The sequence below is a fragment of the uncultured Planococcus sp. genome (genome assembly GCF_947501725.1).
GTDB classification, from domain to species: Bacteria; Bacillota; Bacilli; order Bacillales_A; family Planococcaceae; genus Planococcus; species Planococcus donghaensis_C.
The window spans coordinates 145,724-172,308 of the sequence record NZ_CANMXD010000010.1 but is presented as its reverse complement, the minus strand read 5'-3'; the positions used below and the strand labels follow the sequence as shown (position 1 = coordinate 172,308).

27 protein-coding genes are annotated in these 26,585 nt (G+C 45.3%); 26 read left to right on the top strand and 1 reads right to left on the bottom strand.

Annotated elements, in window-relative coordinates:
• Positions 1-49 precede the first annotated feature (49 nt).
• The 5 genes from Q0785_RS15275 to Q0785_RS15255 all read left to right on the top strand — a co-directional run bounded on the left by Q0785_RS15275 (position 50) and on the right by Q0785_RS15255 (position 3,864).
• Positions 50-763 carry a DUF554 domain-containing protein gene (locus Q0785_RS15275; RefSeq protein WP_298831662.1) on the top strand — a complete coding sequence of 238 codons (714 nt, stop codon included), beginning with the start codon at positions 50-52 and terminating at the stop codon, positions 761-763.
• Between the two features lie 19 nt (positions 764-782).
• Positions 783-1,673 carry a mechanosensitive ion channel family protein gene (locus Q0785_RS15270; RefSeq protein ID WP_298831659.1) on the top strand — a complete coding sequence of 297 codons (891 nt, stop codon included), beginning with the start codon at positions 783-785 and terminating at the stop codon, positions 1,671-1,673.
• 21 nt (positions 1,674-1,694) lie between these two features.
• Entirely contained in the window at positions 1,695-1,895 is a 201-nt protein-coding gene (locus tag Q0785_RS15265) for a DUF951 domain-containing protein (protein ID WP_146555360.1), read from the top strand.
• A gap of 88 nt (positions 1,896-1,983) precedes the next feature.
• Positions 1,984-3,084 carry a redox-regulated ATPase YchF gene (gene ychF / locus Q0785_RS15260; protein WP_298831655.1) on the top strand — a complete coding sequence of 367 codons (1,101 nt, stop codon included), beginning with the start codon at positions 1,984-1,986 and terminating at the stop codon, positions 3,082-3,084.
• Positions 3,085-3,483: 399 nt separating this feature from the next.
• On the top strand, positions 3,484-3,864 hold the full coding sequence (locus Q0785_RS15255; protein ID WP_298831650.1) for a gamma-glutamylcyclotransferase family protein: 381 nt from the start codon (positions 3,484-3,486) through the stop codon (positions 3,862-3,864).
• Positions 3,865-3,876: 12 nt separating this feature from the next.
• Here Q0785_RS15255 and Q0785_RS15250 read toward each other — a convergent pair whose 3' ends face one another.
• Complete coding sequence (locus Q0785_RS15250) at positions 3,877-4,437, bottom strand: DUF3267 domain-containing protein (protein WP_298831647.1); 561 nt, start codon at positions 4,435-4,437, stop codon at positions 3,877-3,879.
• A 178-nt stretch (positions 4,438-4,615) separates the two neighbouring features.
• Between Q0785_RS15250 and rpsF the strand changes: the two genes are divergently transcribed.
• The 21 genes from rpsF to Q0785_RS15145 all read left to right on the top strand — a co-directional run bounded on the left by rpsF (position 4,616) and on the right by Q0785_RS15145 (position 26,518).
• Positions 4,616-4,903, top strand: coding sequence for a 30S ribosomal protein S6 (gene rpsF / locus Q0785_RS15245; RefSeq protein WP_106533339.1), 288 nt, complete (start codon positions 4,616-4,618; stop codon positions 4,901-4,903).
• Between the two features lie 50 nt (positions 4,904-4,953).
• Positions 4,954-5,427: a single-stranded DNA-binding protein gene (gene ssb / locus Q0785_RS15240; RefSeq protein ID WP_008497641.1), complete on the top strand. Its 474-nt coding sequence runs from the start codon at positions 4,954-4,956 to the stop codon at positions 5,425-5,427.
• Between the two features lie 49 nt (positions 5,428-5,476).
• Positions 5,477-5,713, top strand: coding sequence for a 30S ribosomal protein S18 (rpsR, locus tag Q0785_RS15235; protein ID WP_006830564.1), 237 nt, complete (start codon positions 5,477-5,479; stop codon positions 5,711-5,713).
• A gap of 374 nt (positions 5,714-6,087) precedes the next feature.
• The gene (locus Q0785_RS15230; RefSeq protein WP_298831597.1) at positions 6,088-7,047 is read left to right on the top strand and encodes a YybS family protein; all 960 of its coding nucleotides are present in this window, start codon (positions 6,088-6,090) and stop codon (positions 7,045-7,047) included.
• 14 nt (positions 7,048-7,061) lie between these two features.
• Positions 7,062-9,038 (top strand): DHH family phosphoesterase, encoded by a 1,977-nt coding sequence (locus tag Q0785_RS15225; protein ID WP_298831594.1) that lies wholly within the window; start codon positions 7,062-7,064, stop codon positions 9,036-9,038.
• Complete coding sequence (rplI, locus tag Q0785_RS15220; RefSeq protein ID WP_146555366.1) at positions 9,035-9,484, top strand: 50S ribosomal protein L9; 450 nt, start codon at positions 9,035-9,037, stop codon at positions 9,482-9,484. Before Q0785_RS15225 ends, rplI begins: the two co-directional genes overlap by 4 nt.
• Positions 9,485-9,496: 12 nt before the next feature.
• Complete coding sequence (dnaB, locus tag Q0785_RS15215) at positions 9,497-10,852, top strand: replicative DNA helicase (RefSeq protein WP_223643353.1); 1,356 nt, start codon at positions 9,497-9,499, stop codon at positions 10,850-10,852.
• Positions 10,853-10,983: 131 nt separating this feature from the next.
• Complete coding sequence (locus Q0785_RS15210; RefSeq protein WP_298831588.1) at positions 10,984-12,270, top strand: adenylosuccinate synthase; 1,287 nt, start codon at positions 10,984-10,986, stop codon at positions 12,268-12,270.
• 392 nt (positions 12,271-12,662) lie between these two features.
• Entirely contained in the window at positions 12,663-13,940 is a 1,278-nt protein-coding gene (locus Q0785_RS15205) for a M23 family metallopeptidase (protein WP_298831585.1), read from the top strand.
• A gap of 178 nt (positions 13,941-14,118) precedes the next feature.
• The gene (gene yycF, locus Q0785_RS15200; protein ID WP_146555369.1) at positions 14,119-14,826 is read left to right on the top strand and encodes a response regulator YycF; all 708 of its coding nucleotides are present in this window, start codon (positions 14,119-14,121) and stop codon (positions 14,824-14,826) included.
• A 4-nt stretch (positions 14,827-14,830) separates the two neighbouring features.
• On the top strand, positions 14,831-16,657 hold the full coding sequence (gene walK, locus Q0785_RS15195; protein ID WP_298831579.1) for a cell wall metabolism sensor histidine kinase WalK: 1,827 nt from the start codon (positions 14,831-14,833) through the stop codon (positions 16,655-16,657).
• Positions 16,648-17,979, top strand: coding sequence for a two-component system activity regulator YycH (gene yycH / locus Q0785_RS15190; protein ID WP_298831575.1), 1,332 nt, complete (start codon positions 16,648-16,650; stop codon positions 17,977-17,979). The genes walK and yycH overlap by 10 nt, the downstream gene beginning before the upstream one ends.
• Positions 17,966-18,778 (top strand): two-component system regulatory protein YycI, encoded by an 813-nt coding sequence (yycI, locus tag Q0785_RS15185; RefSeq protein WP_298831572.1) that lies wholly within the window; start codon positions 17,966-17,968, stop codon positions 18,776-18,778. Before yycH ends, yycI begins: the two co-directional genes overlap by 14 nt.
• Positions 18,779-18,790: 12 nt before the next feature.
• Positions 18,791-19,579, top strand: coding sequence for an MBL fold metallo-hydrolase (locus tag Q0785_RS15180; RefSeq protein ID WP_298831569.1), 789 nt, complete (start codon positions 18,791-18,793; stop codon positions 19,577-19,579).
• Positions 19,580-19,833: 254 nt separating this feature from the next.
• Positions 19,834-21,042, top strand: a complete 1,209-nt coding sequence (locus Q0785_RS15175) for a trypsin-like peptidase domain-containing protein (protein WP_298831566.1) — start codon at positions 19,834-19,836, stop codon at positions 21,040-21,042.
• Positions 21,043-21,422: 380 nt separating this feature from the next.
• Positions 21,423-21,587: a CxxH/CxxC protein gene (locus Q0785_RS15170; RefSeq protein ID WP_298831563.1), complete on the top strand. Its 165-nt coding sequence runs from the start codon at positions 21,423-21,425 to the stop codon at positions 21,585-21,587.
• An 89-nt stretch (positions 21,588-21,676) separates the two neighbouring features.
• On the top strand, positions 21,677-22,156 hold the full coding sequence (gene rlmH / locus Q0785_RS15165) for a 23S rRNA (pseudouridine(1915)-N(3))-methyltransferase RlmH (RefSeq protein ID WP_298831560.1): 480 nt from the start codon (positions 21,677-21,679) through the stop codon (positions 22,154-22,156).
• A 282-nt stretch (positions 22,157-22,438) separates the two neighbouring features.
• The gene (locus Q0785_RS15160; protein WP_298831557.1) at positions 22,439-23,947 is read left to right on the top strand and encodes a DUF1846 domain-containing protein; all 1,509 of its coding nucleotides are present in this window, start codon (positions 22,439-22,441) and stop codon (positions 23,945-23,947) included.
• A gap of 675 nt (positions 23,948-24,622) precedes the next feature.
• Positions 24,623-25,051, top strand: coding sequence for a helix-turn-helix transcriptional regulator (locus Q0785_RS15155; RefSeq protein ID WP_298831554.1), 429 nt, complete (start codon positions 24,623-24,625; stop codon positions 25,049-25,051).
• 4 nt (positions 25,052-25,055) lie between these two features.
• Entirely contained in the window at positions 25,056-25,787 is a 732-nt protein-coding gene (locus Q0785_RS15150; protein ID WP_298831551.1) for an ABC transporter A family member, read from the top strand.
• Positions 25,787-26,518, top strand: coding sequence for an ABC transporter permease (locus tag Q0785_RS15145; protein WP_298831548.1), 732 nt, complete (start codon positions 25,787-25,789; stop codon positions 26,516-26,518). The genes Q0785_RS15150 and Q0785_RS15145 overlap by 1 nt, the downstream gene beginning before the upstream one ends.
• The last annotated feature ends 67 nt before the right edge of the window (positions 26,519-26,585 follow it).

Genomic DNA, 26,585 nt, shown 5'->3' with positions numbered 1-26,585 from the left:
AAGAGGGATTTTCCGTAAACGAAGTGCAATGTGAGAGAGGAGAAATGCAATGGTTCTCTTAGGGACATTGATAAATGCTATTTTGATTGTAGTGGGAACCATTCTTGGAAGAGCTCTCCGCAATATTCCTGAAAAAATGAAGGAGACCGTCATGTATGTGATTGGCCTGGCGGTGGTTGTGCTTGGTTTGCAGATGGGATTTGAAAGCCAGAACTTCGTAATTGTCATCATCAGTTTAGTGCTGGGAACAGTCATTGGAGAATGGATGGATCTAGAAGGCAAACTGAATGGAGTTGGCCACTCCATTGAACGTATGTTGGGAGCGAAAGAAAGTAAAGGCAGCCTTGCCCAAGGGTTTGTAACAGCCACTTTAATATTTGTCATTGGTGCGATGGGAATCATTGGTGCGATGGAAAGTGGACTGAGCAATGAGCATGGTGTCCTGATTTCCAAAGGGATCATTGATGGATTCACCTCTATTGTATTGGCTTCCACGCTTGGCATCGGTGTTTTGCTATCGGCAATTCCTGTATTTGTATACCAAGGATTGATTGCCTTGTTTGCAACTCAAATCAGTTTGGTGATTCCAGATGCGGCACTGGATATGTTCATTATGGAAATGAGCGCAACTGGCGGAGTCATGATTGTTGCCATTGGATTGAATATGATGGGCGTGACGAAAATCAGAGTCGCAAATCTATTGCCGGGAATATTGGTTGTTGGAATAGTGGTTACGATTATCTATAAATTTAATTTGATGTAAGTGCAGGGAAGGTGAAAGAGTGAACATTGAAAAAATGACACAACGAATTATGGGCGTACTCTCGGATGAGGCAATGTGGATGGACCTGATCATCATCTTTTTGAAAGTCGTCTTGATTACCATAGCCGCGGTGGTCCTAGTGAAAGTCTTGCGTGTTTTGATACGGAAAACTTTTTCCGTACGCATCAAAGGTCCGCTCCTTTATAACGAACGGAGACAGCAAACCTTATCAAAGTTATTGTCCAATGTAGTAGCGTATGTTGTTTATTTCATAGCGGCAGTTTCTATCCTGTCGACGTTTACCATCGATATTACCGGTTTGATCGCCGGCGCCGGGGTGCTGGGCTTGGCCGTTGGTTTCGGTGCACAGAACCTGGTGCGCGATGTAATCACCGGATTTTTCATTATTTTTGAAGACCAATTTTCGGTGGGGGACTATGTACGCGTCGGTGTCGCCGAAGGGACCGTGGAAGAGATCGGATTACGGACGACAAAAGTGAAGGCTTGGACGGGCGAATTGTTTATCTTTCCGAATGGCACGATCACGGACGTTGTAAACTTCTCGATTCACAATTCTATTGCGGTGGTCGATGTCAATATTTCCTATGAATCGGACATCACGCGTGTGGAAAGCTTGATTATGGAATTTCTGGACACCTTGCAGGATCGATACGAACAAATCATCAAACCTGCAGAATTGCTGGGGGTACAAAACCTGACAACGACTGAAATCGTCATGCGAATTACAGCAGAAACCTTGCCGATGCAGCACTTTGCTGTGGCTAGAGGAATGCGCCGCGATCTGAAGGACTTCCTGGATCAACGCGGCGTCGAAATCCCGTATCCGCGGATGGTTATGATGCAGCGGAATCCTGAAGAAGCTGCACCAGCCAAAAGTACGAAAACTTAATGGATAGAAGGAGGCCGACTCATGGAAATGAAGGAGTTTGGACTGAACGATATAGTTGAGATGAAAAAAGGCCATCCGTGTGGAGCCAATGCCTGGAAGATTATTCGTATGGGGGCTGACGTCCGGATTAAATGTGAGGGTTGCCAGCACAGCGTGATGCTGCCGCGTATGGAATTCAATAAGAAGATGAAAAAAGTTTTAGTTAAAGCCGAAGCGGAATGAAAAATGGACAATTCGGGTTTTCATTCCTATAATGGAATGGTTGTGTAAAAAATAATTCGTTTTATATAGAGGAAAGGTTGTGCATCCTATGGCATTAACTGCAGGGATTGTAGGATTACCAAACGTGGGGAAATCCACATTATTTAATGCAATAACAAAAGCGGGTGCCGAAGCGGCAAACTATCCGTTCTGTACAATAGATCCAAACGTTGGAATTGTCGAAGTTCCAGATGAGCGTCTTGATAAATTGACGGAATTGGTGGATCCGAAAAAAACCGTACCGACGGCTTTTGAATTCACCGATATTGCGGGAATTGTCGAAGGTGCCAGCAAAGGCGAAGGACTAGGGAACAAATTCCTGTCCCATATCCGTGAAGTTGATGCGATTTGCCAAGTTGTCCGTTGTTTTGCCGACGATAACATCACGCATGTTACGGGAAAAGTAGATCCGATCTCTGATATTGAAGTCATTAACCTGGAATTGATATTGGCGGATATGGAAAGCATCGAAAAACGCATTGCACGCGCAGCGAAGTTAGTGAAACAAAAAGACAAAGAGGCTGTTGCCGAAGAACCAGTTCTGATGAAATTGCGTGAAGCCTTTGAAAACGGCCAATTGGCGCGTTCAATTGAATTCACAGAAGATGAACTGCGCATTGCTAAAGGTTTGAACTTATTGACGATCAAACCGATGCTGTACGTGGCAAACGTTTCAGAAGATGAAATTGCAGATGCAGATGACAATGAATACGTTCAACAAGTCCGTGATTTCGCTGCGAAAGATAATGCAGACGTAATCGTAATCTGTGCGAAGATCGAAGAAGAAATGGCTGAACTGGAAGACGAAGAAAAAGAAATGTTTCTTGAAGAGCTGGGCATCAAAGAGTCTGGATTGGATCAATTGGTTAAAGCTTCTTACAGCTTGCTTGGATTAGCCACTTACTTTACAGCAGGCGTTCAGGAAGTTCGTGCATGGACATTTAAAAAAGGCATGAAAGCACCACAATGTGCCGGCGTCATCCACTCTGACTTCGAACGCGGATTTATCCGTGCCGAAACTGTGGCCTATGAGGACCTGGTTGAAATGGGTTCAATGGCAGCAGCAAAAGAAGCAGGGAAAGTGCGTCAAGAAGGTAAAGAATACATCGTCAAAGACGGCGACGTAATGCTGTTTAGATTTAACGTCTAAAAGCGGAGGCGCCTGTCCAGTACCGACAAGCGCTGGAGACCCTGCAGGTAATGGCGTACTTTGCCATTGCAGGCAGGGTCGAAGCGACTCGAGGGACTAGGCGCCGCAGCTGGATAAAGCTAAAAGCGGAAACGACCGTTATGCTCCGACAGGCGTAAGACGGTCTGGCGAAGCGGCGTGTTTTTGCCGCACAGCCAGAGTGGCTTACGACCCGAGGAGCAGGTCGTTGCAGCTGGATAAAACTAAAAGCGGAAACGACCGTTATGCTCCGACAGGAGTAAGACGGTCTGGCGCAGCGGCGTTTTCCAGCCGCGCCAAAAGTTCGGATTTTCAGTACCACAAAACTAAAAAACAACCGGGTGCCTTGCCGCATCCGGTTTTTGCATGGAGGAATAGGAAATGTTGTTATTTGCATACGGAACGCTGAAACAGGGCGGGAAGTATCATTGTTATTTGGAAGAAGCGGAATTGGTGGAAGAACAGGCGACAGCTAAAGGAATATTGTATGATACCGGGATGGGTTATCCGGCGATGGTTTTGTCGGACGGCGGACAGATTGAAGGGGAAGTTTACGAAATCCCTGATGTGTTGTGGCCTGCTTTGGATTTCTTAGAAGATTATTCGGGAAATCCGGAGACCGATATGTACGACAAGGTGACGGTTGAAGTGGAAGCGGGAAACAACTCCATGGAAACAATCGTATACATCGCAAAAAGTGAAAAGCTGTTGAAAGAACGGATTGAAACAGGGAAATGGGATATTACCCATTCTAAAGTATAGAAAAAAACGCCGCTAGTAGTCGGCGTTTTCTGTTTCAGGGTAATCATCATAAACATGCAGGCGCGGCAGTGAAGGATCATCAATGATCCAGGCCGCGCTTTTTTCTTTGCGCAATTCCCAGTACATGATAAAGTCGCCGAAAGCGCCAGCTGTCAGCATCGCTCCCAACAGAACCAGCACCTGGCTATCAATCCAAAATCCGAGAACGGTAGGTATGAAGGCGGTCGTCCAAAAAGGCAGCAATAATACTTTGCGCATCGCGTGGTTTTGAACAGGCCTGCGGGTAGTGGCATAGGCAATTCCCATTTTTAAGTTGATGCCATAATTCAATGAAGAAACAGGGACTTTTCCAAACAGCACAAACCCGACCAAGTGAAAGAGTTCATGCACGACAATCAATACAACATAGCCGACCCCAAAGAATAAAATGCCAGTTAAAGAAAAACCGAATGATAAAGGTTCATTGAAAATATGATAGGCCGCAGCGAAGGCTAGCAGTAAAATAACATTGAACCAAAGCGCTTTAGGAGCTAGTTCATCCATCTGCAAGTCTATGATATGGCTGGGTGTCATCGCTTCACATCCTTTGGAATCTATGGTGAAAAGTATAGAGTATTTTAAATGTAAAATCATGCTTGTGAACCTATCGGAATTATGATACAATACTGTGATGTGAGTAATATTTATGAATTGCTTGCTCCTTGCCCGCTGGATACAGCAGGGCCCAAGTCCATGAGGAGGTGACAACACGATGAGAGAATATGAATTAATGTATATCATTCAGCCTGCAATTGAAGAGGAAGCGAAAAAAGCTCTAGTTGAGCGTTTTAACGACATCCTTACTTCTAACGGAGCTGAAATCATCGAGTCGAAAGAGTGGGGTAAACGTCGTTTAGCTTATGAAATCAACGATTTGCGTGAAGGTTTCTACCAGATCGTAAAAGTAAACGCTGGTTCTGAAGCTATCAACGAATACACACGTCTTGCGAACATTAACGAAGACATTATTCGTCATATCGCTGTACGCAAAGACGCGTAAACAGGATACTGGCACTAAAATTTTTTTGACTTGAAGGAGGTTGAATTCTGATGATTAACCGAGTTGTTTTAGTCGGAAGACTGACAAAAGATCCAGATCTTCGCTACACACCAAGCGGCGCCGCAGTTGCTCGTTTTACACTTGCTGTAAACCGGACATTCTCGAACGCTCAAGGTGAACGCGAAACTGATTTCATTAATTGTACCGTTTGGCGCAAACAGGCTGAAAACACAGCGAATTTCCTGAAAAAAGGAAGCTTGGCTGGCGTCGAAGGCCGCATCCAAACTGGTAGCTACGAGGGACAAGACGGGAAACGCGTTTATACGACAGAAGTAGTGGCGGACAGTGTTCAATTCCTTGAACCGAAAAGCGCCAATACGGACCGTTCGCAAGGACAGCAGCCTTCCTATCAACAGAACCAATCACCGAGTCCAAGTCAGCAAAACCATACTCGTGTAGATGAAGATCCATTCTCAAGCGGCAGCGGTCCGATCGAAGTATCGGATGACGATTTACCGTTCTAAAATGGACTGAACCTGGCGAACAACTATTAAGTAAAGGAGGTAATTCGATATGGCACCACGTCGCGGAGGAAAAAAACGGAAAAAGGTTTGTTACTTCACTTCCAACAACATCACGCACATTGACTATAAAGATACTGACCTTTTGAAGAAATTCATTTCTGAAAGAGGAAAAATCTTGCCACGTCGTGTTACAGGCACTAGCGCTAAATGGCAACGTAAGTTGACAATCGCTATCAAACGCTCACGTATCATGGCACTTCTACCGTTTGTTGCGGAAGAAAGATAATTAAAGGAAAGCGAAAGCGCCCGGCAAGCCCGGGTGCTGGAGTCTGGACGATGATTTCAAAAAGACCGGGAAACCGGTCTTTTTTTTTGCGTTGAAATAAGAACAGTGAGGTCAGGGGGGAAGAAGCCGCTCGGGCGGACAGGGCATTGGCCGAAGTAATTTGAACGATGTTTTTACGTGGAGAGGAATTTCGAAATGCCAAGGGCAAACGCATTTAGTTCAACGCATCTTAAGGGAGGGGCTTATAATGTCGTCTCCTGTTTCAGCCTGTTTACGAATCCATGGAATGGACATCGCTCCTTTTGTTCAGGTTCTTGAATCATGGTACAATTACAAGGATGAAATCTGCCCGAAAGAAGGGGAAAAACAGTCATATGCAAAATCAACAAACGCGACAACTTACAAATGGGGCAATGATGGCGGCGGTTTTCACAGTACTGCTGGCAATCTCGGTATACGTTCCTGTTTTAAGTATAGTAAGTACGTTAATTTTGGCATTGCCGGTCGCCTGGTACAGTGCAAAATATCCATGGAAAGCCTCTGCGCTTTTTGCATCGGTCTGTCTGGTGTTGTCGTTTATCATCGGTGGCCTTTTGTCAGTGCCGCTGGCGTTGATCCATGTACCGCTGGGATTGGCAATCGGCATCTCGATTTATTATAAGAAGAGCAAATTATTCATGTTCATGAGTGCCAGCATTGTTCTGCTGATATCCTTAATGGTCCAATACGTGGCTTCCATTGTGCTGTTCGGCATCAATGTACTGGAAGAATTCACTGTTTTGTTCGATGAATCCTATGAACAGACAGGTTCGTTGATGGAGCGTTTCGGGGCTTCTGAAACCTCCCTCGAAGAATACAATGAACTTGTTGCGCAGTTGCAGTTTTCGTTTGAAACGATGTTGCCTGTGTTATTGGTACTGGGTGTGTTCATGTCGGTCTGGATGCTATTATTGATCCTGTTGCCGATTCTGAAGCGTCTCGGAATTGCGGCGCCTAAGTTTCCGCCTTTCCGGAACATGAAATTGCCGAAATCCGTTTTATGGTATTATTTAATCGTGTTGCTTGTCTCGTTGTTATCGGAGTTTGAACCCGGAACGATGGCATACATGATCTTCATTAATGCAACCGTGTTGCTTCAATTCTTGCTGTTCCTGCAAGGTGTTTCTTTTTATCATTTCTACATCCACCAGGAAGGCTGGCCGAAATGGGTGACAGTGCTGGTGACTATCTTAGCATTGCCATTGCAATCATTTACGAGTATTGTCGGAATCGTAGACCTTGGATTTGATATCCGGGGTTGGGTCAAGCGGGCACACGAGTTTAAAGGAAAATAAGGAGCTGAAGAATAATGTCGGCTTTTTTTAGAAAAAGAAAACTTCGATATCCGCTTATAGCGCTGCTTTCTCTTGGTATGGCCGCGGCGATTCTGATTTCGTTTTGGTCGGAATGGGCAGCTGGAATCTTTACACTGCTGTTTGTGCTTGCTTTTACAGCGGCATGGGTGACGGAAAAAAGAGTCTATGAAGCTACTGAAAAACATATTGAAACATTATCTTACCGTATGAAGAAGGTCGGAGAAGAAGCACTGCTCGAAATGCCGATTGGAATTTTACTGGTCAATGAAAAATACGAAATTGAATGGGCAAATCCCTACATGACTTCGACGCTCGAGTACGACACGCTGATCGGCGAGTCGCTTTATACATTGTCGGATGACTTCCATACGTTGGTGAAGTCCGAAGAAGCGAGAGAGCTGACGATCACATTGGGTGAGCGGAAATACCGCGTGTATTATAAAGCGGATGACCGCCTGTTCTATCTTTTTGATATTACCGAACAAGTGGAAATCGAGACGCTTTATTATGCGGATCGTTCCGTTATCGGTATTCTGTTCATCGATAATTACGATGAGTTGGCGCAGGGGATGGATGATCAGACACGCAGTAACCTGAACAGTCTGGTCACTTCACTCATCAACCAATGGGGGGCAGACCACGGGATCTTTGTGAAGCGTATTTCATCTGACCGCTTTATGGCTGTCTTCAACGAGTCGATTTTAAAAGAGTTGGAACTATCGAAATTCGCCATCCTGGATGATATCCGCGAAGTCACCGCCAAAGATAATCTGGCATTGACCTTGAGTATCGGGGTGGGTGCCGGTTCTGCATCGCTTGTCGAGCTTGGCAGCCTGGCGCAATCCGGACTGGATCTGGTGCTCGGCCGTGGTGGAGACCAGGTTGCAATCAAACATCCGAGTGGAAAAGTGAAGTTCTATGGTGGCAAGACCAATCCGGTTGAAAAACGGACACGGGTCAGGGCCCGGGTTATTTCACACGCCCTGCGTGACCTGATCCAGGAAAGTGACCAAGTGTTTATCATGGGCCATAAAATGCCTGATATGGATTCGATCGGCGCCGCAGTCGGTGTCGCCAAAATGGCCGCCATGAACAAAGTCAAAGGCAAGATCATCATTGATTTTGATGAATATGACCGCAGTGTCATGAGGCTGATGGAAGCGATTGAAGGCGAGCCCGAGCTGTTTGAGCAGTTCATCACGCCTGAAGAAGCGCTGGCGGATATGACCGAGCATTCCCTGCTCGTCGTTGTGGATACGCACAAGCCATCGATGGTCATCGATGAACGTGTACTGCAGCGGATGGAACGGGTCGTTTTGATCGACCACCACCGGAGAGGCGAGGAATTCATCACCAATACGATGCTGGTCTATATGGAGCCTTATGCTTCGTCAACAGCCGAGTTGGTGACCGAATTGATCGAATATCAGCCGAAACATGAAAAACTGTCCATGCTGGAAGCGACTGCTATGCTGGCTGGAATCATTGTCGATACGAAGAGCTTTACCTTACGGACAGGAGCCCGTACGTTTGAGGCAGCCTCCTATCTGCGTTCGAATGGAGCCGATACCGTGCTCGTTCAGCGCATCTTGAAAGAAGATCTGGAAACTTATATTGAACGCGCGAAAATCGTTCAGACAGTGGAATTTGTCGGGCAAGGCATCGCCATCGCAAAAGGCGAGCATGACCGCGTCTACAGTCCGGTATTGATCGCACAGACAGCAGATATCCTGCTAACCATGAAAGACGTCAACGCGTCCTTCGTAGTTGCGGAGCGCCCAGAAGGCGGCATCGGCATCAGTGCCCGGTCGCTTGGCGAAGTAAATGTCCAAATCATCATGGAAAATCTCGGCGGCGGCGGCCATTTGACCAACGCAGCCACCCAGATGCCGAATACAACAATAGAAGAAGCGGTAAATCAATTAAAAGCGGTAATTTTGGAAGACGATGAAGGAGGAGCAAACGAATGAAAGTGATATTTTTGAAAGACGTAAAGGGCAAAGGCAAAAAAGGTGAAATTAAAAATGTGGCAGATGGCTACGCGCATAACTTCCTGCTGAAAAACAATTTGGCGATTGAAGCGAATCAGGCGACCATCAGCAAATTGGATGGCCAAAAGAAAAAAGAACAGAAAGAAGCCGATCAGGAGCGCCAGGAAGCTGAACAGCTGAAAGAAAAGCTGGAAAGCCTGACAATTGAATTGACGGCTAAATCCGGAGAAGGCGGCCGCCTTTTCGGATCGATCACCACTAAACAAGTGGCGACAGCACTTGAGAAAAAACATGGCATCAAATTGGACAAGCGTAAAATGGATTTGGATGACGCGATCCGTGCGCTTGGCTACACCAATATTCCTGTAAAGCTGCATCATGATGTGACCGCTACGCTTCGAGTTCATGTTACTGAAGAAGCGTAAGGTGGGAGACCGATGAACGAAACGATCGATCGCGTCCCCCCGCATAACCATGAAGCCGAGCAATCGGTCATTGGCGCCATCTTTTTAGAACCACCATCCCTCATCACGGTTGCTGAAATTGTGATGGCGGAAGATTTTTACCGGATTGCCCATCAGAAGATTTTCCAGACCATGCTGAATTTATCGGATCAGGGAAAAGCGATTGATGTGGTGACCGTGACAGAAGAGCTTTCTGTCAAAAAAGAGCTGGAGGACGTTGGCGGCTTATCATATTTAACGGAAATCGCCAACGCTGTCCCTACGGCCGCAAACGTTGCGCATTACGCTCACATCGTCGAAGAGAAGGCGCTGCTGCGCCGCCTCATTCGGGTAGCGACAACGATTGTAGAAGATGGTTTTACACGCGAAGATGAAGTGGAAGCGCTGCTTTCCGAAGCGGAAAAGAAAATGATGGAAGTGTCGAGCCGAAAAAAGGCCGGTGACTTTACGCACATTAAAGATGTGCTGGTCAAGACCTATGACAATATCGAACTTTTGCATACACGCAAAGGGGACGTTACAGGCATTCCTACGGGCTTTCAGGACTTGGATAAGATAACTGCAGGGTTTCAGCGGAACGACCTGATCATCGTAGCTGCACGGCCTTCTGTCGGTAAGACGGCATTCGCTCTGAATGTCGCGCAGAATGTCGCGACGAAAACAGACGAGAACGTCGCCATCTTCAGTCTGGAGATGGGCGCTGAACAGCTGGTCATGCGTATGCTTTGTGCGGAAGGCAATATCGATGCACAGGTGCTGCGGACAGGAGCACTTCAAAATGAGGATTGGCGAAAACTGACGATGGCGATGGGCAGCTTGTCGAATGCCGGAATTTTCATCGATGATACACCGGGGATTCGGGTCAATGATATCCGCGCGAAATGCCGCCGCCTGAAACAGGAATATGGCCTTGGCATGATCATGATCGATTATCTTCAGCTAATTCAGGGACCCGGTAAATCCGGTGAAAACCGTCAACAGGAAGTATCGGATATTTCCCGTTCCCTGAAAGGCCTGGCGCGTGAACTGGAAGTCCCGGTCATCGCTTTGTCGCAGTTATCCCGTGGAGTGGAGCAGCGGCAGGACAAGCGGCCGATGATGTCCGATTTACGTGAATCCGGAAGTATTGAGCAGGATGCCGATATCGTATCTTTCCTGTACCGGGAAGATTATTACGACAAGGAAACCGAAGACCAGAACATGATTGAAATCATTATCGCCAAACAGCGTAACGGCCCGACCGGTACGGTGAAACTGGCTTTTGTGAAGGAATACAATAAATTCGTCACCATCGACTGGAGTCAGCATGAATCCGGCGGAAACTTTTAAACACGAACATTAAATGTGGTAACACATTTATATGTTCGTGTTTTCTTCTATTTCATATTGACGATACCGTCTTTCATTGGTACAATTAACACTGTTTGAGACAGGGCATATGCCTAACGGAGGTGCGGACGATGACATCAGTCGTAGTAGTAGGAACGCAATGGGGAGACGAAGGAAAAGGAAAGATCACAGATTTTCTATCTGAACATGCAGAAGTGATTGCACGTTACCAAGGCGGGAACAACGCTGGACATACCATTATTTTTGGTGGAGAAACGTACAAATTGCATTTGATTCCTTCAGGGATTTTCTATAAGGATAAAACATCCGTAATCGGAAACGGCATGGTCGTAGATCCGAAAGCGCTTGTAAAAGAATTGAAAGGTCTTCATGACCGTGGAGTGACAACCGAGAACCTGCGCATTTCCAACCGCGCACACGTCTTATTGCCATACCACATCAAGCAGGACGAAGTGGAAGAAGCGCGCCGCGGAGCAAATAAGATCGGAACAACGGGCAAAGGCATCGGACCTGCTTATATGGACAAAGCAGCACGTGTCGGAATTCGCATGGCGGATTTGTTGGACCATGTTGTGTTCGAGGAAAAACTGCGCATGAACTTAAAAGAGAAAAACCGTCTGTTCGAAAAGTTCTATGAAACAGAAGGATTCACTGTAGAAGAAATCATGGAAGAGTATTATGCATACGGCCAGGAAATCGCTAAATACGTAACGGACACATCAAAAGTATTGAACGATGCCATTGATGCAGGCCGCCGCGTATTGTTTGAAGGCGCTCAAGGCGTTATGCTCGATATCGACCAAGGGACTTACCCGTTCGTCACATCTTCCAACCCGGTAGCGGGCGGCGTGACAATCGGTGCAGGTGTTGGCCCGACAACGATTCAGCACGTCATCGGTGTCTGCAAAGCCTATACTTCACGTGTCGGCGACGGACCGTTCCCGACTGAATTATTCGATGAAGTGGGCCAACAGATCCGCGAAGTCGGCAAAGAATACGGAACAACCACTGGACGTCCGCGCCGCATCGGCTGGTTCGACAGCGTTGTTGTACGCCATGCAAGACGCGTCAGTGGGTTGACGGATTTGACGGTCAACTCGATCGACGTATTGGCAGGCCTTGATACGGTGAAGATTTGTACAGCTTACCGCTACCAGGGAGAATTGATCACGGAATACCCAGCGAACCTGCGTATGCTTGCTGAATGCGAACCAGTCTATGAAGAGCTGCCAGGCTGGCCGGAAGATGTAACCAACTGCAAATCACTGGATGAACTTCCTGCGAACGCGCGCCATTACTTGGAGCGTATTGCTCAATTGACAGGCGTTCAGATTTCGATTTTCTCTGTCGGTCCTGACCGCAACCAGACGAATATCGTTACGAGTGTTTGGAGATAATTTAAACTAAGAATCCATGAAAAATTCAGGAAGCAGTCGCCTTTGGGCGGCTGCTTTTTGTCGTTTTTTTGTCTTTTTCCCAGTTTCGTCACATGTGAAAAAGTGGAGGTGGAAGGTGCTGTGACAAATATGACAGATGATGGAGCGGTAAAGACAGAAAGAGTGAGGTTTTAGGCTCGATTTCCATGGAATTTTTCTCAGTTGATTTGATATAAAGCAAAATAAATCCAATTAATAACTATAAGTGGATTGAATGATACATTTACGTGACATAGGCTAATATTTTGCTGTTCTCCTGTTTGATTATGATAAAGTTGGGAAGGAAAAAAACCGGTATCTGCAGAATCGCTGCAGAAAAGGCGAGCAATCGTAATGAAGGAGTTAAGCAAAAAATGAAATTCACGTTAAAAGAAAATAAAGGGCTTCAATTGAAACTGGGGGCTGCAGCGGCGCTGTTGCTGTCAGTAATTGGAGCAAATACAATATTTGCGGAAAATCCAAAAGAAGAATTTGAAACGATTCATCATTTGTACAGCGAGGGTGAGTACCTTGGCGCGGTTTCACAGGAGGAGTCGATTGAAGAGCTGGTTGATGGCAAGCTGGCGGCAGCGGACCAAAAATTCAAAGAGTTGAAGCTGGAACCAAGCGAAGAGTTCAATGTGGTGACGGAGCATAGCTTTTCACCGAATGCGGCTGATGAGGAAGAGGCATTGGAGCGGCTGGATGATCAATTGGCGATCCAGGCATCTGCCTTTGCCCTCGCAGTCGACGATGAATTGACGGTTTATTTAAAGGACCGGACAGCGTATGAAGAAACCTTACGGCGCTTAAAGCTTGCGGCTGTGCCTGAACCGGAATTAAAAGCTTGGGAGGATCAACAGGCATCTGAAGAAAGCCTGCCTGAATTGAAAGCTGGAGAAACACGAATCACGGATGTGGCCATCGATCAAAAAATATGGGGTGTGACCAAGCAAGTCGATCCGGAAAGCGTCAAGACCCCGGAACAGGCAGCGGCTTTTCTATTGGATGAAGCCAAAGTGAAGGTCACTGTGAAGAAAGAACAAAAAGAAAAAGAAGCGATCGATTACAAAGTCGTTGAAAAAGATAACAAGAACCTGTTTATCGGAAAAACAAAAGTGGATCAAAAAGGGAAAAAAGGCGAGAAGACCGTGAGCTATATAATCACTGAAGAAAACGGCAAGCAGCTGGAGCGCGTTGAAGATGAGGAAGTAATAACCAAAAAGCCTGTAGAAGAAATTAAGTTGAACGGCATTAAAGAACTTCCTGCAGTAGGAACAGGAAGATTTGCATGGCCGGCTGAAGGCGGCTATATCTCGAGTGAGCGCGGGCAGCGCTGGGGCAGGATGCATAACGGCATCGATATTGCCCAGCCGGATGGCCTTGCCATCAAATCTGCAGACCATGGAGTTGTGAAGGCTGCAGGAGCTGCAGGGACATTCGGCAATCGTGTAGTGGTCGATCATCAAAATGGCTACGAGACGATCTATGCTCATCTGTCAGCGATTGATGTAAAGGTAGGGGATACAGTTCCAAAAGGCACCAAGCTAGGGGAAATGGGGAATACGGGACGCTCGACAGGTCTCCACCTGCATTTGGAAATCTCATTGAATGGTGTTACCCAAAATCCACTAAATTATATCTCATCTTGATGTTCAGAACCGCGCCATGGCAATGGGCGGTTTTTCTTTGTGTCTAATGGGGCTGGACAGGGGCTTAGCCGCTGATAGGTGCGAAATGGCCTAAACAATGATAAAGTATAGGGTAGTAAAGAATGTGCAACGAAAAGAAAAAAGGGTGTAAGCGGGAAGAAAAAGGGGAGAATTAATGATGAGCAAAACCATTCTGGTTGTAGACGATGAGAAACCGATTGCAGACATTCTGCAGTTCAACTTAAAAAAAGAAGGCTTTAATGTAGTGTGTGCTTATGACGGAGATGAAGCGATCAAGATAGCGGGAGAAATCCAACCGGACTTGATGTTGTTGGATATTATGCTGCCGAATCGTGATGGCATGGAAGTATGCCGTGAAATCCGGAAAAAATTCGACTTTCCAATCATTATGCTGACGGCAAAAGACTCGGAGATCGATAAAGTTCTCGGCTTGGAATTGGGTGCGGATGATTATGTCACCAAACCTTTCTCGACCCGTGAATTGATTGCACGCGTGAAAGCGAATTTGCGCCGCCAAAATATTGCGCCGGCTGAAGAAGAAGGCCAAAACTCAAACGATATCCAAGTCGGCTCACTAACGATTCAGCCCGATGCCTATCTTGTCTTGAAGCGTGAAGAAACCATTGAATTGACGCACCGTGAATTCGAATTGCTGCATTACCTCGGCAAGCATATCGGCCAGGTGATGACGCGCGAGCATTTGCTGCAGACGGTATGGGGATATGATTATTTCGGCGATGTTCGGACAGTGGATGTCACGATTCGCCGATTGCGTGAAAAAATCGAAGACAACCCGAGCCATCCAGCATGGATCGTAACACGCCGCGGTGTCGGGTATTATTTGCGAAATCCTGAACAGGAGTAACTGAATGTCAAAAGTAAACTTTTTAAAATCGATACATGTAAAATTTGTTTTGATCTATATTCTGCTGATTCTTTTAGCCATGCAGATCATCGGACTTTATTTTGCCCAGCAGCTTGAAGAAACCCTGAAAGGGAATTTTGAAAGCTCTATTGAAGACCGGATGGAAATCATCGAATTCAGTGTGCGGGAAGAAATGATCAAGGAACGTACAGAGGAAGATTTGACGCTTGAGCAGACGCTGCGGACAGTGTTATATGGTTTCCAATCGGATGATATCAATGAAATCCGCGTCGTCAATACGCGCTACAGCATTTTGGCATCTTCGGACATCGAAAACCAGTCGCTGGTCGGCCAACGATCGACAACCGACCTGGTGCGGCAAACTATTATCGGAGAAACCGAAATGGAACAGACCTACGTCGACCCAGACAGCGAAGAGCGGGTTTGGGTGCGAACCCAGCCGATTATTGCGGCAGGTGGCGAGGTTCTTGGTACCTTATACGTTGTAGCGGAAATTGAAAATGTCTATGACCAAATGGACGATATCAACTCCATACTTGCGGGAGGCACCGCCATTTCCCTGGTCATCACGGCAATTTTAGGAATCCTGGTCGCCCAGACGATTTCACGGCCGATTGCGGATATGCGCAAGCAGGCACAGGCTATGGCAAAAGGGAATTTCTCGCGCAAAGTACGGGTGTACAGCGATGATGAAATCGGCCAGCTTGCCCGCGCCTTCAACCATTTGACGAACAGGCTGCAGGAATCCCAGCAGTCGACCGAAAGTGAACGCCGCAAACTGGCGTCAGTCCTTTCCAATATGACGGATGGCGTGCTGTCGACAGATAGAAGAGGCCGAATCATCCTGATCAATGACCCTGCGCTCCAATTGCTTAATGTTTCACGTGAAACGGTGATTAATCGCCCGGTAACGAGCATATTGGGGTTGGAAGAAGAATATACGTTTGAAGACTTGATCGATATGAAAGAGGCAGTAACGCTTGATTTCGGTTCACACGAACAAAGTACCTTATTGCGAACGACATTTTCGGTCATTCAAAAAGAGACCGGCTTTGTCAACGGGTTGATTGCGGTACTGCATGACAATACCGAGCAGGAAAAAATCGATATGGAACGCCGTGAATTCGTGGCCAATGTATCGCATGAATTGCGGACGCCTTTGACCACTATGCGCAGTTACCTGGAAGCATTGGCTGACGGCGCGTGGCAGGATCCGAATCTGGCTCCGAACTTCCTGAATGTCACGCAGACAGAAACAGAGCGGATGATCCGGCTCGTCAATGATTTGCTGAAGTTATCCAAAATGGATTCAAGCGAAACCGAAATGAGCAAGGAAATGGTCGAGTTCAATGTCTTTTTCAACCGAATCATCGACCGTTTTGAAATGTCGAAATCACAAAAAGTACGTTTTGACCGGCATTTGCCAAAAGAACAGTATTTTGTGGAAATCGATCCTGATAAACTGACGCAGGTAATTGATAATATTATTTCCAATGCGTTGAAATATTCCCCGGAAGGCGGAAAAATCCGCTTTGGCATGACTGTGGAAGAAGGATTTTTATTGATCCAAATCAGTGATGAAGGAATGGGGATTCCGAAAGAAAATGTAGATCGTATTTTTGATCGTTTTTACCGTGTCGATCGCGCAAGATCCCGCGAAATGGGCGGTACTGGCTTAGGGTTGGCCATTTCAAAAGAAATGATCAATGCACATGGAGGCGTCATCTGGGCAGAGAGCAAGTATGGAAAAGGAACGACTATTTTCTTTACACTGCCTTTCGAGATGGACGATGGGAGTGAGTGGGATTGAAATATGTAGAGCAAATTAAATCGTTTGCGTTACTTTTGCTGATCCTGCTCAGTCTGGCTTTGACCTTCACCATCTGGACTTTCACTCCTACACACGAAACCATCGAGCCGTCGACTACAGTGGATGAGCCGATCGCCCAAACCAAAAATCCAGAGGAAGTTGTCAGGCCTGTAAAATTACTGTTTCATACTGAGGATACGGTCAGAGGAACTACTGAACAAAGCAATATCAATCTGCTGATCGACTCTTTAAAGCTATGGGAGATCCAGGATATAAGAGTGGTACAGGAAGATGCGACTCCTGCGACGCTGGAATCCTATATGCATAGCGCGAACCGTGCAGTTATCTACTACCCGGGTGTGGTTCCTTTTCCGGTATTCGATTCGATCGCCAATATTGTCGATACGGCGATTCCTGAATCTTCATTTGACCGGATCGTAATTGAATGGGAAGCTCCGGCTAACGATCGCCCGGCTTTGTATTTCATCAATAGCCTATCGGGGAGAATTTATAAAGCCGCTGTTCCGGCAGAAGACCTGCGACAATTCCAAGCTGAAATTTTACCGGAAACGGCTGACTACGAACCCTATATTACTGATGAAAAGATTGGGACCTTGCCGATTTATGTACAGGAAGATGAAGTCGAGAAATCCAGCATCTATTATGTACTGGAAGAAATACCAACTGCAAAATTTGCTGAAGCTTTGCTCGACAGCCCGGGGCTGGCATTGTCAGCCGATCTAATGACACAGGAATACAAAGATGATTCCGGTGCGCTGATGAGGGAGAATTCGGCCAACAAAAGCATCAGCTATATTCAGCCGAAAGCTGAAACTTCCGATCCGGCGATTCCTTCCGACTTGTTATTCGATTCCTTCGGTTATATCAATGAACATGGCGGCTGGACGGATGATTATTTCTACGCCGGAATGAATTCGGTGAGCCAACAAATCAAGTATCAATTGTATGTAGAAGATTTACCGGTTTTCAGTACAAGCACTATAACCAGCTTGGATATCATATGGGGGATAGACGCTGGCGAGGAGCAGGTTTACAGCTATCTTCGTCCGACCTACCAGCTGGATTCTGAAGCTGAGAAAAGAGTGGCCATCCTGGCTTCCGGAGAAGCGGTTCTAAAAGCCATCACAGAAATGGACGATCAGGATTTATCCGATGTAACAGCGATTGCCCCTGCCTATAAGTTGACGAGAAGTGAAGAGCGTTTAATCACTTTTGAGCCGGCATGGTATTTCGAAGTGAATGGTGTATGGACCGAACTGACGAGCGAATTGACAGGAGGGCGTAAACTTGGATTGGAATAAAACCAAGACGATCTTTATCATTGTCTTTTCTATTTTGAACGTCTTTTTGTATTCCTTGTATTTGGACCGTTATACAGAATCCAAAAACACGGAAGTCCTATCGGAATCTTCAGTGGAGGAAAAAATGAAAGGTGACGAAATCACCTATTCGAACCTGCCGGAAATTACCGAGAGCATGCCGTATATTCGCGGGGAAACGAAACTGCTCACTGCTAAAGAAGCACCACAAGAAAATGTTCAGGTCAATATCCAAGAAGGTAAACAGCTGCAGGTTGCCTATGAAGCGCCTGTTCCCCTGACAGGGGGAGAAGAAAGCGCTGAAGCCTTGACGATGTTCGTTGAAGAAAATGTTCATGAAGGTGCTTCCTACGAATTATGGGAAATCGATGAAGAACAAAACAAAGCTGTCTTTTTCCAAAGCTTTGAAGGGGATATGCTATACCTTAGCAAAGACGGAAAATTGACCGTTTACTGGGATAATGCAGGGAATATTGTCCGTTACGAACAAACGATGTTCACGGATATTATTGAAAACGAAGAACCGAAAGAATTAGTGTCCGCCATCAGAGCGATTCACACGCTTTACCAAAAAAATATGCTGGAACGTGAATTGGTGATTACGAAAGCCGAGTTGGGCTATTCCGTTCATGTGCAGGTATCGGAAAATCGCCATATGTTTGTACCAACCTGGCATATTCAAGCGGAGCTTTCCGATGGCAGCCGTCAGGACTTTTTCGTGAATGCCGTAAAAGATGGCGTCATCGAGTTGAACAAACAACAAGAGGAAGAAGTAGAGTAAGGAGATTTTGCTATGCAATTCAGTGTATTAGCCAGCGGCTCAAGCGGCAATGCCACTTATATAGAAAACGGGGAACATTCCTTCCTGGTCGATGCAGGACTCAGCGGCCGCAAGATGGAAGAGCTGTTTGCGGCAATCGGCAAGAAAATGAGCGATTTGGATGGAATCCTGGTCACGCATGAACATAGTGATCACATCAAAGGGCTCGGCATCGTCGCGCGCAAACACAAAGTGCCCATTTATGCCAATGCCAAAACCTGGACAGCAATGGACGGACTGATCGGAGCGGTTCCGATCGATCAGCGCTTCCATTTTGATATGGATACCGTGAAGACCTTCGGTTCGCTGGATATCGAATCCTTTGCCGTATCGCATGACGCAGCAGACCCGATGTTCTATGTTTTCCATGCGGATGGCCGGAAACTGTCGCTGATCACCGATACCGGCTATGTCAGCGACCGGATGAAAGGCGTTATCCAAGCGTCCGATTCCTATGTGTTCGAAAGCAATCATGATGTCGGCATGCTCCAGATGGGCCGCTATCCATGGTCTGTCAAACGCCGGATCCTCAGCGATGTCGGCCACGTCTCCAATGAAGATGCAGCAGTCGCCATGAGCGAAGTGCTTGCTGAAAAACCGACCCGCATTTACCTGTCGCATTTGAGCAAAGACAATAACATGAAGGACCTGGCACGCATGAGCGTCGAACAGACCCTGCAGACAAAAGGCATCATCGTTGGCGAGTATGTCGACCTTCTCGACACGGATGCCAATATCCCAACTAAATTAATCGTTGTGTAACCAACAGCCGGAAGCGGATCAGCTTCCGGCTGTTTTTGTTTGGAGGGAGATAGACTAATTGGCGAAGTGGTTTCTAAAAAGATGAATATATAAGTTGAATTAAAGAAACCAGCTTTTACCCAACGCTTCGGACGCGCCGGCGCTAAGAGATTTAGGGAATTCAAAGAAAGCCTGCGACTCTTCCAGCTTGCTTTGTCTGTTTCAACTTTCTAAACTAAGGTTAAAGAGATAGAAGAAGAGAAAGGATGAAGGCAATGGGCTATTACAATCAGACACCGAATGGCAGGCAGAAGCCAAGCCGTTTGGGCGCATTTGCTGCAGGGTTGGCGGGAGTGGCGGCCGGTGCTTTATTGGTATGGTTATTGTTTTATACGATGCCAGAGCTGAGACCCGACACGGGCAGTGAAACGCAAATCGTCCAACAGGAATCCGAGGGGCAATCCGAGTCGGTTTCAGTTGAAATTACGACGGATGTGACAGAGGCGGTTGAAATTGCAGCGGATTCTGTAGTGGGGGTTACAAATCTGCAAGCGGCCGGCGATTTCTGGTCCCAATCACCTCAGCCTCAACAGGAGCAGGAAGTTGGAACCGGCTCAGGCGTCATTTATAAAAATGAAGATGGAACAGCTTATGTCGTCACCAACCATCATGTGATCGACGGTGCCAGTGGCATAGAAGTGACGCTTTCAGATGGTTCTAAAGTGGAAGCGACTTTGGTCGGGAGCGACATCTGGACCGACCTTGCTGTTTTGGAGATGGATGGAGCTAATGTACAGGCTGTTGCCCAATTCGGTGATTCGGATGCCTTAAAACAAGGAGAGACCGTCATCGCCATCGGCAATCCGCTGGGCCTTGATTTCTCGGGCTCGGTGACAACAGGCGTCGTTTCCGGAACAGATCGTGCAGTTCCGGTGGATTTGGATGGAGATGGACAAGAGGACTGGCAGGCAGAAGTGCTGCAGACGGATGCTGCAATCAATCCCGGCAACAGTGGAGGTGCGCTAGTCAATCTGGCAGGCCAACTGATCGGCATCAATTCCATGAAGATCGCCACCTCAGCAGTGGAAGGCATCGGCTTTTCGATTCCGATCAATTCCGCTATGCCGGTTATCCGTTCACTTGAAGAAAACGGTGAAATGATTCGCCCGGCAATGGGGATTACATTGATGGATCTTGCTCAAGTGCCTCAAATGCATCGCGAGGACACTTTAAACCTGCCTGAAGACGTCACGAAAGGTGTTGTCGTCAATTCAGTAGTAGATGGATCAGCGGCAGATGAGGCCGGTATGGAGCGGTATGATGTCATTGTGGAGATGGATGGTGTAGCGATAACGGATATCATCGAATTGCGCCAGCATCTGTACAATGAAAAAGAAATTGGCGATACGATGACCGTAAGTGCTTACCGCGATGGCGAATTGATGGAGTTTGAATTGGAGCTTGTTGATAATTCAACTTTATAAAATAGAGAGCCCGTGTAGAATTTCGATTCTATGCGGGTTTTTTGTTGTGGTTAAGAAATCACTTCAGGCAGACAAGGCAGCGCCTTCCGTTGTTTCTTCAAAGGGAGTTAAAATATAAACTATTGTTTTGCTGATAAGCTTTGGTGTAATACTATTCGAAATTGCAAATGCGGTAGATTAATCACAGCATGTATTGTTCGCGAATGGAAAAAGAGCGTGTGGATAACTTTTTTACTGTAAATTTTTTATTAACAATCCACAGAGGAAGAAAAGCTTCGCTATCCGTAGCTCTTTTCTTCTGTTAAAATGGGTTGTGGATAAAAGGTGATAAAATGTGTATAACTGTGTGGAATATTCGGAAATCGAAAGAGGTGTAAAAAATGGAGATAAAATGCTGTAAAACCCATGTAGAGCATGCATTGGACATGTTCGTAGCAGAGACGAAAAGCTATCCGATACTTACAGAATTATCAGAAACAGAAAAGTTATCCACAGGCTGCGACTACTGTGAAGAGGCTGCAACGTATCTTGTGGCAAACGAGTGATCGGGCACAAGATGTAGAAAAACCTGTGGATATGTGTATAACATTTGTGCATAACTTGTTTGTAAATTTATTGTGAAGGGGGATAACATGTGAATATCTCAATTATAAGTGTGGGAAAGCTGAAGGAAAAATACTTGAAGTCGGGTATTGAAGAGTATACAAAGCGGCTGGGAAGCTATACAAAGATAAATGAAATCGAGGTAGCAGACGAAAAAGCGCCGGAACAACTGAGCGAAGCGGATATGGAAATCGTCAAAAAGAAGGAAGCAGAGCGGATTCTGGCGAAAATTTCCCCGGATGCATATGTTATTGCATTAGCAATCGACGGTAAAATGAAAACATCCGAGCAGCTGGCAAAAGACATCGAATCGCTGATGACCTACGGCCGCAGCAAAATCGTCTTTGTCATCGGCGGATCTTTGGGGCTGCATGATGAAGTATTGAAGAGGGCGGATGAAAAATTGTCATTTTCGAAGATGACTTTTCCGCATCAATTAATGAGATTGATTTTGGTGGAGCAGATTTATCGGGCTTTTAGGATAATGAAGGGTGAACCGTATCATAAGTGAATGAGGTTTATATTATTAAACAAATATCTAACTGATCCGTTTTTTATTCAAACGCTAAAAACGGGTCTAAATTTCGTTATTTTAATTGAATACATTCATGATAAGGTCATGGCGCTTAGGAGAATCACTCAATCATCGAACCGACCAGGTTGATTTTCCTTTTTCTTTTTTTAAAAACCTATATGATGATAAAAGATGAATTCAGCTGAGATTTTCTTTTAAAGCGTTTTTATTGAGTAGATTAAGAGAAAGCTTGAAACATAGAAGGCGGGACTGAAATTAATGAAAAAAATTGGATTTGATTCGGAGAAATATTTGCAGGAACAATCAGCCTACATCCTAGAACGGGTGGAGCAGTACGATAAACTTTACTTGGAATTTGGCGGAAAATTGATAGGCGACAAACATGCCAAGCGTGTCTTGCCTGGATTTGATGAAGATGCCAAAATCAAACTATTGCATACACTGAAAGAAAATGCGGAAATCATTATCTGTGTGTACGCTGGAGACATCGAACGAAACAAAGTCCGTGAAGATTATGGCATCACTTATGACCAAGATGTCTTGCGCTTAATTGACGAATACCGGGCATATGGCATTTCTGTCAACAGTGTCTTGATCACTCGTTATCAAGGGCAACCAACAGTCAAAGTATTTATGGCAAAGCTTGAGAGAAGCGGAATTAGCGTCTGTATTCACCGCGAAATCGAAGGTTATCCGACAAACGTGGACGCGGTCCTTGGGGAAGAAGGATTTGCGACGAATCCTTATATTAAAACCACAAAGCCAATCGTGGTAGTAACGGCCCCTGGCCCGGGCAGCGGAAAGCTAGCTACCTGCCTTAACCAAATGTACCATGAGAACAAACTGGGAAATGAAGTCGGCTATGCCAAGTTTGAGACTTTTCCAGTTTGGAACTTACCGTTAAAGCACCCGGTAAACATCGCTTATGAAGCGGCTACCGTCGATTTAAAAGACGTAAATATGATTGATAATTATCACTATGAAGCATACGGGAAAGTAGCGATCAATTACAATCGTGATATTGAGACGTTTCCTGTCATCAAACGGATTATTGAAAGAATTACCGGCAAAGACTCTGTTTACAGCTCACCGACTGATATGGGGGTTAATCGCCTGAAATCGGGCATCACTGACGATAGCGTTGTCCAGGAAGCTGCCAAGCAGGAAATCATTCGGCGCAGTTTCATCGTAGAGAACGACTATAAAAAAGGGCTTGCCAATGAAGACAGTGTACGCCACATGCAAGTGATTCTGGAAGAGACCGGTTTAAAGAAAGAGGACCGGGCACCTGTATTGCCGGCCCGTAAGTATGCGAAAGCAATCCAAGCGCAAATGGATAGCACGAATTTACAAGCCGTAATTGCGTTAGAACTGCCGAATGGCGAGATGATCACCGGTCGAACGACCACTTTGATGGATGCTTCGGCAGCCGCGATTCTGAATGGGTTGAAGAAATTGACCAATATTTCCGATGAAATTGATTTGTTGTCGCCGATGATTCTGCAGACGATTCAACGTTTGAAAACCGATGACTTGAATAGCCGCGTCCCAACATTAAGCGCCAATGAAGTGCTCATTGCACTGGCAATCAGTGCGGTCACCAATCCTACTTCTGAGCTGGCTTATAAGCAATTGCCAAATTTAAAAGACACCCAAGCTCATTCCACGGTCATATTGAATAGAGAAAACGAACAAACCTTTAAGAAGCTTGGAATCGACATCACCAATGACCCGGTATATCCAACTGAGAACCTGTATTACAATTAGACTTTAGAAAGCATCTGCCTTTTTCTTCTTACATAGAAGTCTGAGGCAGATTTTTTTTCATTTATAGAGTTTACTAGAAAGGTTCATTCTTCTTTTAATGAGAAGACTGCACTTATACTCATTACGGAGAATCATATTATAAGTAAGTGCAGGTTTATAAGAAAGCCATCAAAGCATTCAAAAATGAATGTTTTGGTGGCTTTTTTCTTCAAAAATTTCCACCTCTCAAAAGTAGAAAAATCCCCCTTCGCAAAGTAGAAACTTCGAAGGCAATACATGGATGATTAACGAAACAAAGCTTGTGCTTGTAGGAATCACTGTGTGCAGTAGAACGATGCGAGAACATTTAGAGTGCATTCATTAGTGGGATGCGATTTCTTATGTTGAAGACGTCATGCATAAAGAGGAGCCTTTTCAGAAGGACACATAAAAAATTTGCATCGACACGGATTAAATGAAGTTGAGGATCGTTATGCAGGCGTTTATCACGATCAGCAAGTGTTTATTTAAAAAGCTATCTACACACCGCCCCACCTTTTCAAATTCACTGATGGCAACGGCCGCTAGCGCTTTTCATTTCACCTTACGCTACGAATAATAACATTCATGTTACGCTCCGTTGGTAGAAGTGCTATTAAAATAGCGTTTATAATTAAATAGGAGAGGATGAAAAGTATGATTAATATGAATTTGTGCTCGTTGAGAAAACGTCGTAACCTGACTCAGGAGCAATTAGCCCAAGAATTAAATGTTTCCCGTCAAGTAATTGCTAAATGGGAAAAAGGCGAATCGACACCAGATTTACATCATAGTATGAATATCGCCAATTTCTTCGGCGTAACTTTAGATGCGTTAGTAAACCATAACTCAGAAGAAACGGGTGTAGATATTCCACCGAAAGGCCAGCATTTTTTTGGGACAGCAACAGTAGGGGAACGCGGCCAAATTGTCATCCCGAAAAAAGCCCGTGAAATTTTTAAAATTAACCCAGGTGATTCAATCGTTATTATAGGGGATGAGGATCGTGGGTTGGCGTTAGCACCTGAAAAAATGATTAAACAGTTTTTAAATATGGCGAAAAATCATCAAAAAGAGGAGGAATAAATGAGTGAGTGCTGCAATTGAACTTCAAGGTTTATCAAAACGCTTTAAAGAAAAAGTTGCCGTTTCTCCAATGACACTTACGATTAACCAAGGTGAACTATTCGGACTCCTTGGAGTAAATGGTGCTGGTAAAACGACAGTTATCAATATGCTAAGCGGCCTTGCAAAACCGTCTGCAAGAGATGCGCTTGTACTTGGGCATTCGCTTAGTAAAGAGTTGCCAAGTATTCGGGGATTGCTCGCTGTCTCACCTCAGGAAACGTCGATTGCACTAAATTTATCTGTGCGCGAAAATTTATTATTAATGACACGCATTCACGGCTTTTCGAAGGATGAGTCCATTGAAAAAACGGAGGGTTTAATTAGCCAGTTTTCACTACAGCCTTACGAACATCAACGCGGGAAAAAGTTATCCGGTGGTTGGCAGCGAAAGTTAAGTATTGCCATGGCTCTCATTGCAGATCCTCAAATTTTATTTTTAGATGAACCTACGTTAGGGTTGGATATCATTAGCCGTCGTGAGCTCTGGGCAATGATTAGTAAACTGAGAGAGACGACGACAATTGTACTTACGACGCACTATTTAGAAGAAGCAGAAAGCTTGTGTGATCGCATCTGTATTATGAAAGATGGCGAAATACAGGCCCTGGGTACAGTAGACGAGCTCCTTACAACAGCAAGTAAAGAAAACTTTGAGGATGCCTTTGTGCATTTCGTAACAGGAGGCGAATTATAATGAGGGCATTCGCATTTGCTGGACGTTGTACGAAAGAAATTGTGCGCGACCCGATTTCATTATTTTTTGGTATAGTCTTTCCAATCATTTTACTTATGATTTTAACTGCGATTAATCGCAATGTTCCAGAAGCACTTTTTAATATTGAACAATTGACACCTGGCATCGCAGTATTTAGCCTTTCTTTTATTGCTTTATTTGCAGCACAAACCTTAGGAAAAGACCGTTCTACTTCTTATTTGATAAGATTGCTGACTACTCCTATGAAAGCAAGTGATTTTATTATTGGATATACGTTTCCTTTAGGGATATTTGCTGTGCTTCAAGGCCTTACTTGTTTTATAGCCGCTTACTTTTTAGGTTTAGAGCTATCTTTCAACCATGTATTTGCATTTATTGCCTTACTCATTACATCGACTATTTTCATAGGAATCGGGCTGTTATGCGGCTCCTTATTTAATGAAAAGGCAGCAGTAGGCTTATGCGGAGCTTTATTAACGAACTTAACAGCATTTTTATCTGGCGCATGGCTCGATTTATCGTTAATTGGAGGAGCTTTTGAAAAAGTCGCTTATGCCCTGCCATTCGTCCACGCTGTTGAGTTAGTTCGAGCAATTGTGGCAGAAGACTTTAGCGCAATGTTTACCCATTTATATGTTGTGGTAGTTTATGCAGCGGTCCTTTTTAGTCTTTCAATTTTTATTTTCAAATATAAAATTCAGCAAAATTAATCGTTGATCAAACTTACGTTACTTACTTGCCGGACATTGTATTTTCAATATCCGGTTTGATGGTGCA

Bases quoted from the DNA above. Each gene is read 5' to 3' on its own strand.
- Q0785_RS15230 (WP_298831597.1), top strand. From the start codon at position 6,088: ATGCAAAATCAACAAACGCGACAACTTACAAATGGGGCAATGATGGCG.
- Q0785_RS15275 (WP_298831662.1), top strand. From the start codon at position 50: ATGGTTCTCTTAGGGACATTGATAAATGCTATTTTGATTGTAGTGGGA.
- walK (WP_298831579.1), top strand. From the start codon at position 14,831: ATGTCAAAAGTAAACTTTTTAAAATCGATACATGTAAAATTTGTTTTG.
- Q0785_RS15210 (WP_298831588.1), top strand. From the start codon at position 10,984: ATGACATCAGTCGTAGTAGTAGGAACGCAATGGGGAGACGAAGGAAAA.
- Q0785_RS15170 (WP_298831563.1), top strand. From the start codon at position 21,423: ATGGAGATAAAATGCTGTAAAACCCATGTAGAGCATGCATTGGACATG.
- Q0785_RS15255 (WP_298831650.1), top strand. From the start codon at position 3,484: ATGTTGTTATTTGCATACGGAACGCTGAAACAGGGCGGGAAGTATCAT.
- Q0785_RS15250 (WP_298831647.1), bottom strand. From the start codon at position 4,437: ATGACACCCAGCCATATCATAGACTTGCAGATGGATGAACTAGCTCCT.
- Q0785_RS15265 (WP_146555360.1), top strand. From the start codon at position 1,695: ATGGAAATGAAGGAGTTTGGACTGAACGATATAGTTGAGATGAAAAAA.
- Q0785_RS15180 (WP_298831569.1), top strand. From the start codon at position 18,791: ATGCAATTCAGTGTATTAGCCAGCGGCTCAAGCGGCAATGCCACTTAT.
- rpsF (WP_106533339.1), top strand. From the start codon at position 4,616: ATGAGAGAATATGAATTAATGTATATCATTCAGCCTGCAATTGAAGAG.
- ssb (WP_008497641.1), top strand. From the start codon at position 4,954: ATGATTAACCGAGTTGTTTTAGTCGGAAGACTGACAAAAGATCCAGAT.
- rpsR (WP_006830564.1), top strand. From the start codon at position 5,477: ATGGCACCACGTCGCGGAGGAAAAAAACGGAAAAAGGTTTGTTACTTC.
- Q0785_RS15175 (WP_298831566.1), top strand. From the start codon at position 19,834: ATGGGCTATTACAATCAGACACCGAATGGCAGGCAGAAGCCAAGCCGT.
- Q0785_RS15145 (WP_298831548.1), top strand. From the start codon at position 25,787: ATGAGGGCATTCGCATTTGCTGGACGTTGTACGAAAGAAATTGTGCGC.
- dnaB (WP_223643353.1), top strand. From the start codon at position 9,497: ATGAACGAAACGATCGATCGCGTCCCCCCGCATAACCATGAAGCCGAG.
- ychF (WP_298831655.1), top strand. From the start codon at position 1,984: ATGGCATTAACTGCAGGGATTGTAGGATTACCAAACGTGGGGAAATCC.
- Q0785_RS15160 (WP_298831557.1), top strand. From the start codon at position 22,439: ATGAAAAAAATTGGATTTGATTCGGAGAAATATTTGCAGGAACAATCA.
- rplI (WP_146555366.1), top strand. From the start codon at position 9,035: ATGAAAGTGATATTTTTGAAAGACGTAAAGGGCAAAGGCAAAAAAGGT.
- Q0785_RS15155 (WP_298831554.1), top strand. From the start codon at position 24,623: ATGATTAATATGAATTTGTGCTCGTTGAGAAAACGTCGTAACCTGACT.
- Q0785_RS15205 (WP_298831585.1), top strand. From the start codon at position 12,663: ATGAAATTCACGTTAAAAGAAAATAAAGGGCTTCAATTGAAACTGGGG.
- yycF (WP_146555369.1), top strand. From the start codon at position 14,119: ATGAGCAAAACCATTCTGGTTGTAGACGATGAGAAACCGATTGCAGAC.
- Q0785_RS15225 (WP_298831594.1), top strand. From the start codon at position 7,062: ATGTCGGCTTTTTTTAGAAAAAGAAAACTTCGATATCCGCTTATAGCG.